This is a genomic window from Methanogenium marinum, assembly GCF_028912405.1.
Taxonomy (GTDB): Archaea; Halobacteriota; Methanomicrobia; order Methanomicrobiales; family Methanomicrobiaceae; genus Methanogenium; species Methanogenium marinum.
On sequence record NZ_JAKELO010000002.1, the window covers coordinates 303617 to 319590 of the forward strand.

14 protein-coding genes are annotated in these 15974 nt (G+C 49.8%); 4 read left to right on the forward strand and 10 right to left on the reverse strand.

Annotated features, from left to right (window positions below):
* Positions 1 to 69 precede the first annotated feature (69 nt).
* The 5 genes from L0665_RS01870 to L0665_RS01890 all read right to left on the reverse strand — a co-directional run bounded on the left by L0665_RS01870 (position 70) and on the right by L0665_RS01890 (position 4101).
* Positions 70 to 1902: an ABC transporter ATP-binding protein gene (locus L0665_RS01870; protein ID WP_274924020.1), complete on the reverse strand. Its 1833-nt coding sequence runs from the start codon at positions 1900 to 1902 to the stop codon at positions 70 to 72.
* A gap of 71 nt (positions 1903 to 1973) precedes the next feature.
* Positions 1974 to 2183: a Rossmann-fold NAD(P)-binding domain-containing protein gene (locus L0665_RS01875; protein WP_274924021.1), complete on the reverse strand. Its 210-nt coding sequence runs from the start codon at positions 2181 to 2183 to the stop codon at positions 1974 to 1976.
* Positions 2156 to 2647, reverse strand: a complete 492-nt coding sequence (locus tag L0665_RS01880) for an NAD-dependent epimerase/dehydratase family protein (protein WP_274924022.1) — start codon at positions 2645 to 2647, stop codon at positions 2156 to 2158. Before L0665_RS01880 ends, L0665_RS01875 begins: the two co-directional genes overlap by 28 nt.
* Before the next feature lie 10 nt (positions 2648 to 2657).
* A complete protein-coding gene (locus L0665_RS10830; protein ID WP_274925702.1) occupies positions 2658 to 2723 on the reverse strand; it encodes a hypothetical protein in 66 nt (21 codons plus the stop codon).
* A 136-nt stretch (positions 2724 to 2859) separates the two neighbouring features.
* Positions 2860 to 4101, reverse strand: coding sequence for a glycosyltransferase family 4 protein (locus L0665_RS01890; RefSeq protein WP_274924023.1), 1242 nt, complete (start codon positions 4099 to 4101; stop codon positions 2860 to 2862).
* A 381-nt stretch (positions 4102 to 4482) separates the two neighbouring features.
* Between L0665_RS01890 and L0665_RS01895 the strand changes: the two genes are divergently transcribed.
* Entirely contained in the window at positions 4483 to 5958 is a 1476-nt protein-coding gene (locus L0665_RS01895; protein ID WP_274924024.1) for a flippase, read from the forward strand.
* Positions 5959 to 6731: 773 nt separating this feature from the next.
* Here L0665_RS01895 and L0665_RS01900 read toward each other — a convergent pair.
* The 5 genes from L0665_RS01900 to L0665_RS01920 form a co-directional block, all read right to left on the reverse strand.
* Complete coding sequence (locus L0665_RS01900) at positions 6732 to 8180, reverse strand: nucleotide sugar dehydrogenase (RefSeq protein WP_274924025.1); 1449 nt, start codon at positions 8178 to 8180, stop codon at positions 6732 to 6734.
* Entirely contained in the window at positions 8177 to 9088 is a 912-nt protein-coding gene (locus L0665_RS01905) for a Gfo/Idh/MocA family protein (protein ID WP_274924026.1), read from the reverse strand. The genes L0665_RS01900 and L0665_RS01905 overlap by 4 nt, the downstream gene beginning before the upstream one ends.
* Before the next feature lie 3 nt (positions 9089 to 9091).
* Positions 9092 to 10180, reverse strand: a complete 1089-nt coding sequence (locus L0665_RS01910; protein ID WP_274924027.1) for a DegT/DnrJ/EryC1/StrS family aminotransferase — start codon at positions 10178 to 10180, stop codon at positions 9092 to 9094.
* Positions 10177 to 10770: a DapH/DapD/GlmU-related protein gene (locus L0665_RS01915; protein ID WP_274925703.1), complete on the reverse strand. Its 594-nt coding sequence runs from the start codon at positions 10768 to 10770 to the stop codon at positions 10177 to 10179. The genes L0665_RS01910 and L0665_RS01915 overlap by 4 nt, the downstream gene beginning before the upstream one ends.
* Positions 10771 to 11022: 252 nt before the next feature.
* Complete coding sequence (locus L0665_RS01920; protein ID WP_274924028.1) at positions 11023 to 11970, reverse strand: SDR family oxidoreductase; 948 nt, start codon at positions 11968 to 11970, stop codon at positions 11023 to 11025.
* Between the two features lie 104 nt (positions 11971 to 12074).
* Here L0665_RS01920 and L0665_RS01925 point away from each other — a divergent pair, with 104 nt between their 5' ends.
* The 3 genes from L0665_RS01925 to L0665_RS01935 all read left to right on the forward strand — a co-directional run bounded on the left by L0665_RS01925 (position 12075) and on the right by L0665_RS01935 (position 15778).
* The gene (locus L0665_RS01925) at positions 12075 to 12257 is read left to right on the forward strand and encodes a hypothetical protein (RefSeq protein ID WP_274924029.1); all 183 of its coding nucleotides are present in this window, start codon (positions 12075 to 12077) and stop codon (positions 12255 to 12257) included.
* Between the two features lie 161 nt (positions 12258 to 12418).
* Positions 12419 to 13669, forward strand: coding sequence for a metallophosphoesterase family protein (locus L0665_RS01930; RefSeq protein ID WP_274924030.1), 1251 nt, complete (start codon positions 12419 to 12421; stop codon positions 13667 to 13669).
* Between the two features lie 51 nt (positions 13670 to 13720).
* Positions 13721 to 15778: an acetate--CoA ligase family protein gene (locus L0665_RS01935; protein ID WP_274924031.1), complete on the forward strand. Its 2058-nt coding sequence runs from the start codon at positions 13721 to 13723 to the stop codon at positions 15776 to 15778.
* Positions 15779 to 15974: the final 196 nt, after the last annotated feature.

Here is a 15974-nt window from a genome sequence, read left to right on the forward strand (position 1 = left end):
TCTTTCAATACGACTTAGAGCCTGATCAATGATACAAATACAGAATATATGCCAGAACATAATGAAGCATCAATTAATATTGGAACTCTCCTGAGAGAATATTTCATCTCTCTGACCCAGATACAAATTGCAGTATTCTCCTTTTAAATCCATTAAAGTCTCATGAGAACCAATTTCAACAAGTATTCCATTTTTTAGCACACAGATTTGATCAGCACCCAGAATAGTTGACAAACGATGAGCGATAGTAATCACCGTCATATTTTCAGAGAGTTTCTCAACAGATTTCATAATCCTCTGCTCGGATATATTATCAAGAGAACTGGTTGCCTCATCAAGAAGCAAAATATCAGGCTTTCTTAAAATAATACGTGCAATGGCAATTCTTTGTCTCTGACCTCCGGACAGTTTGATTCCCTGATCACCAATTATAGTATTATAGCCATCGTTCGTATCCATAATGAAATTATGAGCATCGGCAAGTGTTGCCGCCTCAATTATTTCCTCATCAGTGCAATCCAGACCAAATCTGATATTCTCCTTTATTGTGTCATGATAAACAAAAGTCTCCTGACCAATATATCCAAGAGAATTCAGATAGTCAGCGGGATCAATATCATTTAAATCTACACCATCCACAAATATCCCACCTGAACAAGGCCTGTAGAGAAGTGCCAAAAGATTTGCAGTTGTAGTCTTTCCCGAACCTGAACTTCCGACAATTGCCACCTTTGTATTCTTCTTGATCTCCAGCGACAGATTGTGAATGGTATCTTCCGAACTGGTATCATATCTAAATGAGACATCCCGGAATTCGATTTTTTGATCAAATGATAATTTTTTTTGTTCTGATTTTTCTGATGTCTTAGACCACGGGGATTCATTCATTTCATCCTCAGAAAGAATAGTATAGACCAGTTCAAGTGCTGGAAGATACTGCACCAAACTAGACAAATTACTTTGTGTAGCAGTCAAAGTCGGCACAAGACGGTATAATGCAAGCATGAACGTTCCAAATATCCCGATATACGGAATGAAATTACCACCGGTGAAAAAATAAAGAAGAATTCCACCCAGTGCAATGATTGAAAACATGATACAATCATTAGCAATGGATGGAATCTTGGCCAATGCATTTACATTAATATATGCCTTTAAGAGCTTGTTTACAGCAGATTCATACTTATGTTTCCAGACTCCAACGGAACCCGTAATGAATATCGTTTTGATTCCGGAAATAAACTCCTGATACACCACAGATTTTTCCATTGAAGAACAGGTCAGTACTCCACTGTTCCTGTAAACACGTGAAAATAACTGTTTTTTTATAACAAATGCATATACAGCACCAAGCACCATGACACCTAATGTCAGCCAGAATGAGAGATAAAAGAGGAATAACAGATATAATAAAGATAACAATGAATTTCTCATCAGTTCAACAAACTGACTGACAGCCCTTCCAGACTCGTTGACAGCACCCTGACCTAAATAGAGAAGATCACCCTGCTTTTTTGAAGCAAAATAGTTATATGGTTTACTTTGTATTGTATCAAAAACCCGTCTGTCCAGGGAATCACGAACTGTTGCAAAAAGATATGCTCCCCCATATGCAACAACCGAATAAAAACCTACAATCACAAATGTTGTTATTAGAAGCATAAACGCCGATGCAAAAAAAGGATCTACAGAAGAAGGCAAAAGATAATCGTAAAATGCATCCAGAAATTTTGGTTGATTTTCAACACCAAGCCCATAATTAATTATTGGGTAAACCAATGAGATTCTGAATACTTCAAGAAAACTTAGAACAATAACAGCTATCAGGTAGAGAGTTATTATTTTCTTAAAAGGACTGAAAAGATAATGCATTATCTTAACAGAATCACTTATTATTGACATTATATGAAATACCTGTAAAAAATATAGCAATCCTGATATTTTAAACAACTGTTACCAAAAAATTCCAGCAATCAATAATGTGCCTGATACCACTCAACAGTCCGTTTTAACCCTTCAGAAAAACCCATCTGAGCTTCAAAGCCAAATTCATTACGGACCCGGCTCACATCAAGGCATCTCTTTGGCTGCCCGTCAGGCTTTGTCGTGTCCCAGACTATTTTTCCTTTGAAACCGGTTATCTCTGATATAGTATCTACAAGATCACGGATAGTAATTTCCATACCGGAACCAAGGATAACCGGATCTGAGTTATCAAACCGTTCTGCTGCACGCACAATACCGCGGGCAGCATCATCCATATACAGAAACTCCCCGGGGATGCCTCGCCTGTCCCCCAGACTTCAACCGTGTCAGAACCGTTCCATATTGCGTCAGTGAATTTCTTAATCAGGGCCGGAATCACATGCGAACTATCGGGGTTGAAGTTGTCTCCGGGACCATACAGATTCACCGGTAGGAGATATATTGCATCAAACCCATACTGCTGGCAGTAGGCCCGTGCCTGCACAAGGAGCATCTTTTTTGCAAGTCCGTAAGGGGCGTTCGTCTCCTCGGGATAGCCCGTCCATAGGTCCTCTTCTTTAAAGGGAACGGGAGTAAACTTTGGATAGGCACAGATCGTCCCGATGGCAACAAACTTCTCCACGCCTGCATGCCGGGCCGCCTCCATCAGCTGAATTCCCATGATCGCATTGTCATAAAAGAGCGAAGGTGGATGATCGTCTGATTAGACCATGTACTTCATACCCCTTATGGAGCAGGAGTTCTGCAAGATATGAACCATCCTAGCCGGTGATTCCTGTGATTAATGTTTTCTTTTCGATAAAACATCACCCATATATGATAGTTATATTCACTTTAAATATATTGATATTGTGCGTTTCTTCAGATGAATACTCAATAAATTACTTTTTGATCATCCATCCTACGGTAAATTTCCAGAATCTCCCCTACAACATTTCCCCATGAATACTGTGATGAAAACTCAGTAATTTCAGAAACGTCCCATCCCCTTCCAAACGCGTCAGTAATTGCTGCAGCAAGGCACTCCGGATCACGTGGGAAACATAATATTCCATTTTTGTCGAGCAGAATCAGTTCCTCACTTCCTCCGTTATATGTCCCAACAACAGGTTTACCACAGGCCATCGCCTCTATCTGCACAATTCCAAAACTCTCATTCAGACTCGGCAGCACAAACACATCACAGGCATTCATCCACACAGGAATCTCTTCATGTGGCTTACCCCCGGCGAGAAAGACATACTCCTCCAGCTGGGCCCCTTTTATCTGTTCCTCCAGTGCTGACTGCAAAAAACCAGAACCAACAATGACACAGAGTATATCTTTCCGCTGTTTTGCGAGGCGCTCCATCGCTTCGATGAGATACTTGTGCCCCTTCACGTCAAAGAGATTTCCAACGGTCAGGATTATTATTTTATCCAAGGGCAGATCCAGTTTTTTCCTGCATGCATCCCTGTCACGTGGGTAAAAAAGATCTTCTGAGAACCCGTTCGGGATCACCGTGATCGGGGTTGTGATGTGAAGTTTCTCCAGACATCCCTGATTCTTTTTGCTTACCGTAATTATCCGGTCCATACTATTGAGAACAGATTCCACCCGTTTTTGCCAAATCTGGTCACGGAAGGGAAGTTCGTAGACATCGTATCCATGTGCTGTCACAACACAAGGAACATTATATTTCTTCTTCAGTTCCTGTGCAATTTTGGCAGAAGGCCACACAAAATGGGCATGAACAAGGTCAAACACTATCTTCTCTTTTTGTATCAGAGCCTCAACGGCAGATGCACGGGTATCAAAATACATACGACTGACATTTAATTTCCGGTATACGGGCCACGGAATGTAGAGGGAACGGGGATAATAAACGCGGACATTGTCATAGGCGTAATTATGACAGAGTCTGTCATCCAATAAACGCCCCGCAGAGAAAAGAACAGGGGCGATGACAATCACTTCTTTAAAATTATGTTTCAGTGCATCAACCTGATTTTTAACAAAAACGCTGCCGAAGTAGGATCCATCTTCATTTGGATAATTCGGAGTGATGACAAGAAGGCATTTGTCGGTGAAATCACTATCACATGTGGTATCATTAGGTTCTGACATTCCATCCATTATTGTTCCAGCCAAAAAAACCTGAATCTCTTATCCATACGACACTCACCCATCCGAAAATATCAATATATAGATTATATTTCATCAATATAACAAGAGATCTTCCCTTGAACTATCGTAAATCATCCCACTCACAGACCTGTTGCTCTGCCGGTGGATCTAATCCATACACAGTAAAATCCCCCGCCACAGTCTTACATTCGTTGAATCTTTGTGCAGAAGCAGATTCTTACATACCCATCAGACAGACCACGCCCCGGGTATTACAACACCCCCTTATATCCCCAGAGGATTCAGTTCATCTTCTGATAGGTACATCACATCAAACCACACCTCACCAATATAATACGATTTAATGATTTCCGGCGACGACAATACATTGTGTTACCGTCCCGCAGTTTCACCCGCCTGATGAACATCGACCCCATCCGCCGCCAGAGCCTCATCAGCCTCGCCTCCACACTTGGCCTGACCATCGCCGGATTCATCGCCACAATGTATTTCGCCCACGCACTCGGGAAGGCAGCATACGGGGCATATGCACTCTTCCTTGCATACTATGGCATTTTCAATCTCATAGGCGACGGGGGCTTTGGCGGCGCGGCAGTAAAGCGTATCTCTGAGGGACATGAACCAAATGAATACTATTCTGCATTTTGTGCCCTGAGAATTGCACTCCTGACGGTATCCATTACCGCCGTCATTGCAGTACGCCCGCTCTTAATTGACCTTGACGCATCAGGGATGGTCTTCTGGCTGTTCATTGCCCTTGTTGCCGGCGTGTTTCCGGGCATCATATCAACCGGCATATACGGCACCGGTATGGTTGGCGTGCAGCAGACAGCTGGCCTCATTAACAATATCGCTAAAGTGCTGTTTCAGATCCTTGCTGTTTTTCTCGGCTTCACTGCAGCAGGACTTGCCGGTGGCTTTGTCGCCGGAATGCTTGTGGGCGGGCTTGTCTCTCTGCCATTTTTGAAACTCCATCTCACCCGATTCAACAGCAGACACATAAAAAATCTCTTCACCTTCTCCTTCTGGATATTTCTCTCCGGAAGCGGTGCTATTGTCTTCTCATATGCCGACACGATTCTTATCGGCTACTTCCTGTCCACCGCCGACGTCGGTATCTATCAGATTGCCTTCCAGTTGACTGCCGCTGCAACCTTCACAACGATGGCCCTCAGGACAACCCTATATCCAAAGATCAGCCGATGGCACGCGGAAGGCTCCCTCAGCTGCATCAGCCACTCTCTTGAGCGGGCCATTACGTATTCCCTCCTCCTCGCGGTTCCGGTCGCGGTCGGCGGCTGGATCCTCGGCGACCGTCTCCTCTACTTCTTCTATGGCGCAGGCTTCGCCGAGGGAGCAGATGTCCTCGGCATCCTTCTCCTCGTGCAAATAGTCAACGCCTTCATGTTCCTTCTGACAATGACCCTCAATGCCATTGACCGCCCAAAGGAATCCTTCTACGCCACCGGAACCGCAGCGGTCGTGAACATCCTCCTGAATCTCGCCCTCATCCCCATCTTTGGGATCAAAGGGGCAGCAATCGCCACCCTCGCAACGATGATCGTCAATGCAATCATCGCCCACCACTACCTCTCACAACAGGTATCAGTGCGCATCGAGCGTGGCCCCACCCTCCACATTCTCCTTGCAGCAGGCGTGATGGGCCTTGTTATCCTTATGTACAGAATACTCATCCCCCTCTCCAATGCTTTCATCGTCCTCGGAGCCGTCGTCCTCGGCGGTCTCGTTTATGGACTTGTGCTCCTCAAAGCCGACCCGGGCCTCCACGACGAAATTCAGGAACTCGTGGTACAGCTCGGGGTACCCTGGCCGAAATGGCTTTGAGGCCCATTTCATTGACACGAATGCCGGATACATTTTCAATAAGACTCTTTTCCATATTTCTGAAGTCTGAATTTCACCAGATTATGTTGCGTTCTAAACTACAACTGGAGCAAGGGGGGTGCTTGCCCACCCCCCTGCGACTCATCACATTTCAGGAGGAGGGGTCAGGGGAGGGGGATTTTCCCCCTCCCCTGTTAATGATCTCATGCATTAATTGAATCCACACGTTTGTCCAATCTTCAAAATAGTGCAGGAAAAAAATCCTGATCGTAATATACTCACATCACCGTGTTGATCTGATATCACCCAATTTCAGGATGCCACGGGGCGCCAAAATGGTCTTCATGCGTAATGAAAAACCAGTCATTGGCAGACATGATGTGAAGTGCCCGGTCATCAATTGAGAAAAACATCAATTCACTCTGCACAACAATGAAACCTTTCTCAGGGCGGTATACATCCTTCGCCTTGGTGAGGGACGCGGATCTTCCTTTCGTAGATTATAATCGACGATTCGTTGCAGAATCATCGATTATAGTCTATGATATTGCCAGAAATCGTCGAACATACTGGATAATTTGCTCATACATTTTCAAAAAACAGGATTCTGATGAGTAAAATGGATCTCAGAATTATGCACAGATGGCCGGGGAAAAACAGGAGCACGCCAAAAATACTTGGGAATATTCCCGGAAAAAATCCGAAATAGTTCGGGAACATCAGGAATATTTTCTAATCTCTTCTCACCGTCAACCGAAAACCACCAGACATTTTCAAACCCCAAAGGGATGCCCGTTCTTATCTCCTCTCCCAATCCCCTTATACACAAAACCTTCCGCAATCCATGCATCCGGATCAACAATATTCCGCCCGTCAACAACCACCGGATGCACCTGCCCCGAAAGCACACAGCACCGCACCGGATCAAGCCCCCGATACTGCGAATGTCCGGTGAGAATCGCAACCACATCAGCACCCTCGAGCACCGCATCCACATCCTGTGAGATGGGAACACCCCGATACGTGAGTACATAAGGATCATGGACAGCAACCTCAGCGCCTTCACCGAGGCAGAGATCCCGATACACCTCAGACGGCGTATTCCTCGCATCATCTGAATTGTTCAGAAACGCCCAGCCTAACATCGCAATCTTTGCACCACGGATATCCTTTCCCACGCGGGCCAGTGCATCCTTTGTCAGGGTCAACATATGCGCAGGCATAAAGTCATTAATCCCGCGGGCAAGCACAAAGAGCGACTCCCGCCCCTCCGGGTAGTCCAGCGGCTCTGCTGCAACGACAGAAACACCCCGTTCAAGATGATACGTGTCCTTCGTCAGACAGTGCCCGCCGACCCCAGCACCGGGCCAGAGGATGGCACGGGTAATGCCCTCGCCCTTGAGAGAGTCAACACCCGTCCGGACATCATAGAAATTGATGCCCATCACCTCACAGTAGAGAGCTAACTGATTCGCTGCAGCAATCTGCAAATCGCGGAAAGTGTTCTCCGCAGTCTTTGTCACCTCTGCTGCAGTCGCACTCATCGGAATCAGGCTGCCTTTCGTTAAGACCGGGCCATAGAGTTCACCGGCACGCCGGGTGCACACGTCATCAATCCCGCCGACAATCCGGTCATGCTCACGGATGTTTTTGAGCAACCGGCCCACCATCACCCGCTCCGGGGCATGGGCCAGGCCAAAGTCCTCGCCTGCGACAAGTCCTGACTCCTCCTCGAGAATCTCACGGGCCATCCCCATCGTCGTCCCCGGCGTGATCGTTGACTCGAGGACAACAAGGGTGCCCGGTGTAAGATATCGTCCCACATTCCGTATACCTTCAATCAGGGGGGTGAAGTTTGGGATGAGGTCCTTTGGATTTGCAAACGGCGTCTGGATGGCAAGCGTCACTGCATCACACGCTGCAATCTTCGAAAAATCTGCGGTGCATTCAAACTTCCGTGTACCGCCAACTTTACCCACAACCTTCGCAATCAATTCCTCAAGGCCCGGTTCCTCCCCTTTCAGGGGACTAACACCTGCGTTGAGCATCGCAATCTTATACCCGGAACTCTTCGAGTCCCGCTGGAACCCATACACAAAATCAAATTCCGATGCGTCCGCAAAGAGCACTGCCGCAGGAATTCCCACATAGCCCATGCCGATGACGCCGATTGTTTTGATGGGTCCACGCTCGTTGAATACCTGCTGAAGTTTCCCGTTCATATTCCCATCGTCCCAGTGATCTCCTCACAGACCCGGACATTCTCCACACCCTGCTCCGGTGACACGGGAAACGGCGTTCCCATCCGGGCACACTCAATAAAGGTCAGAAGTTCTGTTCTCAGAGGTTCAACCTTACCCACCATCACCTTCTCCGTGATATTCTCCTGCACATAGCGTTCGGCTTCCTGGTGATAATGCTCAGGCTTCCGGTAGACATAGACCTCCTGACTCATGAAGTCGCCTTCAATCGTAAAGTCCTCCTCCTCTATCCGGATAAGCCGGATCTTCTTTGAGGCCTTGCGTGAAGCGGAGAGATATACCGGTGTCTGCCCAAAATCAAACAGGGCTGCACAAACATCAAACGATCCGGAGGCATTCATCGTGTATTCACTGCCAAAGAGGGCATTGAAAACAATATCAACGTCGTGGATCATCAAATCCTCCACCACAGACGACCCTGTCACGCGGGCAGATGCCGGGTTGTGCCGGTTAATTTCCACATAGAGAGGATCTTTGATGATGCGTTTTATTTCAGGAATGATTGGATTGAACCGCTCGATATGCCCGACACCTACCACACAGCCGTCCGGAATGCTCCCCAGAAGTTCAGCACCCTCTGCTGCAGTCAGGCATATCGGTTTTTCAACCAGCATATTGACACCCGCTGCAAGCACCTCTTTTGCTGTATTGCAGTGATACGGCGTCGGCACACAGAGACTCACCGCGTCCACCGAGCGGAGGAGTTCTGCCATTGATGTCGCATAATTCACATTGTTCTGCTCTGCCACATCCCGTGCCACAGCAGTGTTCAGATCATACACCCAGACCGAGTCTGCAGCCTTCAGTTCAGAATAAACACGGACATGATTTCTGCCCATGACACCGGTTCCAATTACACCAACATCCATGGATTACCACTCCGCCCCGTTGATGGTTGCAACAATATAGGCACAGTTCTCTTCTGTTACACCCGGATGCACCGGCAGACTCAGCACCCGTCCGGATAGATCCTCTGAAACAGGGCACCGAACACCGGGGTCACCTGCATAAAGTGGCTGACGGTGCACCGGCATCGGATAATGAACCGCAGATCCAATCCCCTTCTCCCGCAGATACGCCATCACCGTCTCACGGTCTGCCGGAAATGCATCCTTTAACTCAGTCACATACTGGTGAAATACATGGGCGCATCCCGCCCGGATTGCAGGCGTCTTCAGCCCGGGAGCATCCAGATATTTTGTGTAATACGCGGCATTGGCCTGCCGTTTACGGTTCATTTCATCCAGCTTTCTGAGCTGAACACGGCCAATCGCCGCACCAATGCTCGTCATCCGGTAGTTATAGCCGAGTTCGGTGTGGAGGTACTTGTCACTCTGGCCGTGGTTTGCAATCCTCCGGCACCGGTCTGCAAGCGCTGCATCATTTGTTGTCACCATCCCACCTTCCCCGGTGGTCATATTTTTGGTCGGATAGAACGAGAAGCACCCGGCAGCACCGAATCCGCCGACCTTCTTTCCCTTGCACAATGCCCCGTGTGCCTGAGCGCAATCCTCCACTAAAAGCACATCCGCATCCGCACATATTTCAGCGACCGGTTCCACAGCAAATGACTGACCAAAGAGATGAACACCAATAACCGCCTTTGTCTTTGCGTTCAGGTGCTCAGAGACTTCGTCAGGGTCAATGGTGTAGCAATGCTCGTCCACATCCACCATCACCGGTTTTGCCCCGCACATACTCACGCTTGTCGCCGTGGCAATGAAAGTAAATGCAGGCACAATCACTTCATCACCGTGCCCGACACCAAGAGCCTTCAGGGCCACATGAAGTGCCGCCGTCCCGGTATTCACACCAACTGCATGTTCCACATCACAGTAGCCGGCAAACTCCTCTTCAAACTGCGTTACTTCAGGCCCTGTTGCCAGCATGCCGGTCTTCATCACCGCTGCAACGGCAGCAATCTCATCATCCCCAACCGCGGGTTTTGCAACAGGAATCACTGCCGGGCCCCCGCTGGTAGTTCACGGAGCCGGGCAGGCGCCCCCACCGCAAGCATGCGGGGCGGCACGTCATGTGTTACAACCGCACCCGCCGCAACAAGCGCCCCTTCCCCGACAACAACCCCGGGAAGAAGAGTTGCGTTGGCACCGATGGATGCTCCTTTCCGTATCACCGGCCCCTTCAGGTTATCCCCCCCATGCGGCGGATACGGATCATTCGTCAAAACCGCATTCGGGCCGATGAAGACATTATCTTCTATCACGACCCCGGTCGGGATGTATACCAGACTCTGAAGACTTACATTGTTCCCGATTGTAGTATTCCCCTCGATGATGGTATTCGTCCCAACGGAAACACCGTCACCAATAGTTGTCTTTTCCCGGATCATCACATTGTGTCCGGTTGAGAAATGATTCCCAACCACCACATCAGAATAGATAATTGTCCCTGACCTGATGACCCCATCTGCACCGATGGTCGTTCCCGGGAATTTCTCTTTACCCATATACTCACGTGACGGAAATCCAAGCTCAACTCCGTCTGCAATTACGACATTTTCCCCAACAATATTTATTCCGTAGATCATGATACCCCCATCATGTCAAAAACACCCAACAAGTCGTGTAAATGCATCGTATACATATATAAATAACCACTGATTTCCCAACCTTTTGTCAGGCAATAAAGACCGGATCAAACATTTCGGCCTGAATAAAAGAATATTTGCCGCTGAATATTTGATTGCGATTTAGTCTGTCAAAAATTGCTGAAACGAAAAAAGAAATAACGTCCAATAAAAAAGACGGGATAAATAGGGGCGGAAAATTATCTCAACACGCTTTCAGGCAGATGGCTCTTTCTGCGATGTAAGAGACCATTCAATCGTCTGTGAAAGACCATCAGCAAGACTGCATTCTGCGACCCTCCCAATGGTCACTTCAAGCTTCCCGGTATCCGCGAGTGACCGATGGATGTCTCCCTCCCGCGGTGCATCATACCGGATATCACAGACATTTCCGGTGCACTCCATAATCACTTTGGCAAGTTTGTTCAGGGATGTTTCCTCTCCCCCGGCAACATTCAGTACACCACAATAATGTGATGCCATCGCCCGGATATTTGCCCGGACGACATCACCCACATAGATAAAGTCCCGCGTCTGCGTCCCGTCGCCGTAGACCGTGATGGGAACTCCTGCAGCGATGCGGTTGATGAATATTGATATCACCCCTGAATACGGTGATGACGGGTCCTGCCGCGGGCCGTAAACATTGAAGTAACGCAGGCAGGTCGTTTCAAGCCCGTAGAGATCAGAAAAGAGGCGTGCATAGAATTCACCCATCATCTTCTGCGCCGCATACGGGGACTGCGGCCGTGGCTCTTCTGTTTCTTTCAGGGGAAGGTTCGGATTGTCACCGTAATTTGCAGCAGACGACGCAAGTACGACTTTCCGGACACCTGCGTCCCGTGCGGCAACAAGCACATTGAGGGTGCCGTCCACATTGACCGCATTCGACCCCACCGGGTCTGCCACTGACTTTGGCACCGAGGCAATGGCCGCCTCATGGAAGACACCATCCGCACCGGCGCATGCCTCACGCAAAAGAGGGAGATCAGTGATGCTTCCTTCACAGACCGTCACCCGGTCAAGGCCCTCTGCCCACCGGAGATTCTCTGTTTTTCCGGTGGAAAAATCGTCCACAATCACGACCGAATGGCCTTCATCTGCCAGTGCCTCTGCAAGGTGGGATCCGATAAACCCGGCCCCGCCGGTGACAACATACCGCATATAACTGTCCTATGTCATTCATCCTAAGAATATATGCCGGAACATCTCCTGCCCGACAGAGATACACCCCTTTTAATCCAAAAGGCATCCAATATATTTTTACTATGTCCAAAGTAGTCCGTATCCAGGAGGACGCTATTGATATCGCCCTCTCCTACGGCCCCAGCATATCAGAGGGCATCCGTGCAATGGAGACACGGCTGAAACGGGCCGAACGAAACCAGCTTGACATTGAGACAGTCCGTGCGGCCATCCGTGAAGAACTGGAATCGTTTGGCAGATACTAGAGAGGAGAAAAGGCCTGTTGCAGTGTAAAAACCACACACCAAAAATAGCTATACTCCAAAAATATTCAAAAATACTCTGGATTGCCAGAAAATAGCCCGGAAAAATTGATTGTACCATTCAATTCCGTCCTCCATATTCAACAAAAAAACAGCACATTCCCATGAAACAGACACCCCCGGAACACACAATCGTCTGCCCGCTCTTTGCCGAGTGGAAACTCACGGATGCAGTCCGTGAATTCAGAGAGACCATGGATATCTCGGGCACAGCTCCTGCCATACGAATACCCATGCCGAACTCTTTCATAGGTGACGTTACGGCCACTATCACAACCACCACCAACGCGACCGCTGCACATACAACAGGCCCCCAACACATTCCCCTCATCATCACCGGCTGGCAGCGCACCCGAAAGGGCGGCCGCTTCTTCTTCGGGCTGGAAGTCACCACAACAGATGAATTCACCGGCAAAACCTCACCTCCTACAAACACCCCACAAACACCTGCCCCAGTCCCCGTCACTCCGCCGGCCGGATACCTCTCCACCCTCAAGAGAATGCACCGTCACGGCCTTTCCCTGAAGAGTTCTGAATCTTTCATCGCAGGAATTCTCACAACCGTGTTCGACAGACGGCCACAGAAATACCACCGCTGCCGCCCACTCCTCCTCGCCACCGACGCAACCCGTATCATCCTCCCGGATGGGGGCATCTACGACCTCCCGCTCAGCCGTTGTCTCACGCCGGAAGAAGCAGCATCTGAACAGATCCTCAGGGAGTCATACGCTATATACCGGAGAACCCGTGGCTATGAATGCACTGCACCAATACCATCCCCCACAGCGGAGCCGGAGATATATCTGACAGCAGACCTCCACCTTGGCCACCGCAATGCCATCCATTACTACTGCCGGCCGTTTCTCCCGGATGACCCCGACACGATGGACCGTGTTCTCACCGAAAACTGGAACCACACCGTCCGTCCGGATGATTCCGTCATATTCGCCGGCGACTTTACCTACAAAGCAGAAACAGCAACGACAGAATACTACCGCTCGCACCTCAACGGCACCGTCACGTGGATAAAAGGAAACCACGACACAGACCTCGAAGATACCTGCCCGTCCCACACCATCAAGGCCGACGGACGCACCTTCCTTGTCATCCACAACCCAAAACACGTCCCCGCCACATACCGGGGCTGGGTCATACACGGCCATACGCACAACGCCCGCCTCGGAAAATACCCCTTCATCAGTTTCACAAATAAAACGGTCAACATCTCAACAGACGTCACCGGTTACCGGCCGGTTCCCTTAATGGAGATTCTCACCCTCATCCGGGAGGGGGAAAAATCAGGCAGATCTGAACCAATTCTCATCCGGGAAATGCCTCGTGCACAGGATCTGTGAATGTGACTCCATCCACAACAGATAATACGACTCTTGCTCCATCCTCATATAATGACTGACACCTCCCGGATTCTGAGCGAACCTGAGAGCTATGCACTCCTGAAAGAGTATGGCATCACTGTCCCCCGCCATGCAGTGGTTCACACCGCTGATGCTGCGGTAACCGCAGCAGAGAGCATCGGGTATCCCTGTGTGGCAAAGGTTCTCTCCCCTGATATCACACACAAGTCGGACGCCGGCGGTGTGCAGACAGACATACACACCCCGGAAGAACTGAGGGCAGCAATCGGGACCATCAGACACAATATCAGCGAACGGGCACCGGATGCAGTAATCACCGGTTTTGTCATCGAAGAGCAGGCGCCTTCAGGCCTCGAACTCTATATCGGCGGGAAACGTGACCCGGCATTCGGGCCGGTTATCACCTTCGGCACCGGGGGAACTCTCGTCGAACTGGAGCACGACATCACGATGCGGGTCGCACCTGTCTCAGGGGAAGAGGCAGCAGGAATGATCCGCTCAATACGCCATTACCCACAGATTGCAGGCTACCGTGGCACCGCACCCCTCGATGAGGCGACACTCACCGACACCATCCAAAAAATATCCACCCTCTTCACCAGCCGTGCGGAGGTGGCAGAACTCGATATCAACCCCATCATTCTCTATAAAGACCGCATATGTGCAGTGGATGCCAGAGTCCTTGTCAGCCCGCCGCGACCCGCACCGGGACCATCTCATCCACCACTCCCGAAAGACCTCTTTGTCGTCTCACGCATCGCCCTTGTCGGTGCCTCGGCAAACCCGGAGAAGATTGGCTATGCGGTCCTCAGGAACCTCCTGACCTTTACCGGCACGGTCTATCCGGTGAACCCGAAAGGAGGGGAAATTCTCGGAAAGACTGTTTATCATTCACTTGCAGATGTCCCTGAACGGCCGGACGCGGTAATAATCACCGTCCCAAACACCATCGTCCCACAGGTAATGAGAGATGCTGGCATTCGCGGTATACCACTCGCTGTCATCATCACCTCAGGTTTCCGGGAGACAGGCAAAGATGGCGCCCTCCTGGAACAGGAGATAGAATCCATTGCACAGGAATACGGCATTCGTTACACCGGCCCGAACTGCCTTGGCATGCAGGTACCCCGCCTCTCCCTGAACGCAACATTTGACCCGAAATCGCCCAAAACCGGACATACCGCCTTTATATCGCAGAGCGGCGCCATCATCACCACGCTCGTTGACTGGAGCCTGTCACGTGACATCGGCTTTTCTGCAGTATTTTCGGTCGGCAACCAGACCAATATTGACTTTGTCGACTACATCCGTCTTGCCGCAGAAGATGACTACACCCGCACCGTCGTCCTCTACATAGAAGAGATCCGCGACGGCAGACGCTTCTTTGAAGAAGCAGCGAAGGTCACCCGGAAAAAACCAATCATCGCAATCAAGGCAGGCCGTTCTGCCGTGGGACAGAAGGCCGCAGCTTCCCACACCGGATCGCTTGCCGGCAGTTACGAAGTCTACGAAGCCGCCTTCCGACAGGCAGGCATCATCTCAGCAGAGAACCTCTCGGACGCCTTCAGCCTCGCGATGCTGCTTGGTTCCGAAGGCTATCCGCAGGGGAACCGTGCCGTTGTAATATCCAGCGCAGGCGGGTTTTGTGTCCTTGCATCCGATTATGCTGAACAGCACAACATCCGGATGGTGCCTCTCTCTGAAACTCTCCTTTCTGAGATGAACGCCTTCATGCCCGAGGGCTGGAGCCATCAGAATCCGGTTGATATGGTCGGAGACGCCGGTGTCCACCGGTTTGCACGGGCATTTGACACCCTCATTCACCACCAGGATGAGTGGGACATTGCCTTTGTGGTATCAGTGCCCACCGCAATCATCGATCCCGCCCACCTTGCAACCGAAATGGCACGTTTCTCCCGGCACACCGACAAGATGGTCGTCGGATGCCTCTTAGGAGGAGAGAGCATGGCAGCAGGTGTGCGGCTCCTGCGGGAGGCGGGCATCCCGAACTTTGACGAACTGGAAGATGCATTTCGTGCTGCGGGTGCCGCTGTGAGACGGGAAGAAGAGCTGAAAAAACACCTGTAATAGCGGCGTGATTGCGAGGCGGATCAGACCAGCCGGAATATGGTATATCCATTTTGATACCGGGGACAATACCAGGGAGGAACACAGAAAGAATGCCTTTAGAATCCGGGTGGCCCAATTGCTGATGAAATAAGGAGGGAAGGGGAAAAACCATTCCTTGCCCCAAAAAAACAGTCAACCCTTCACCAGTCCCCTC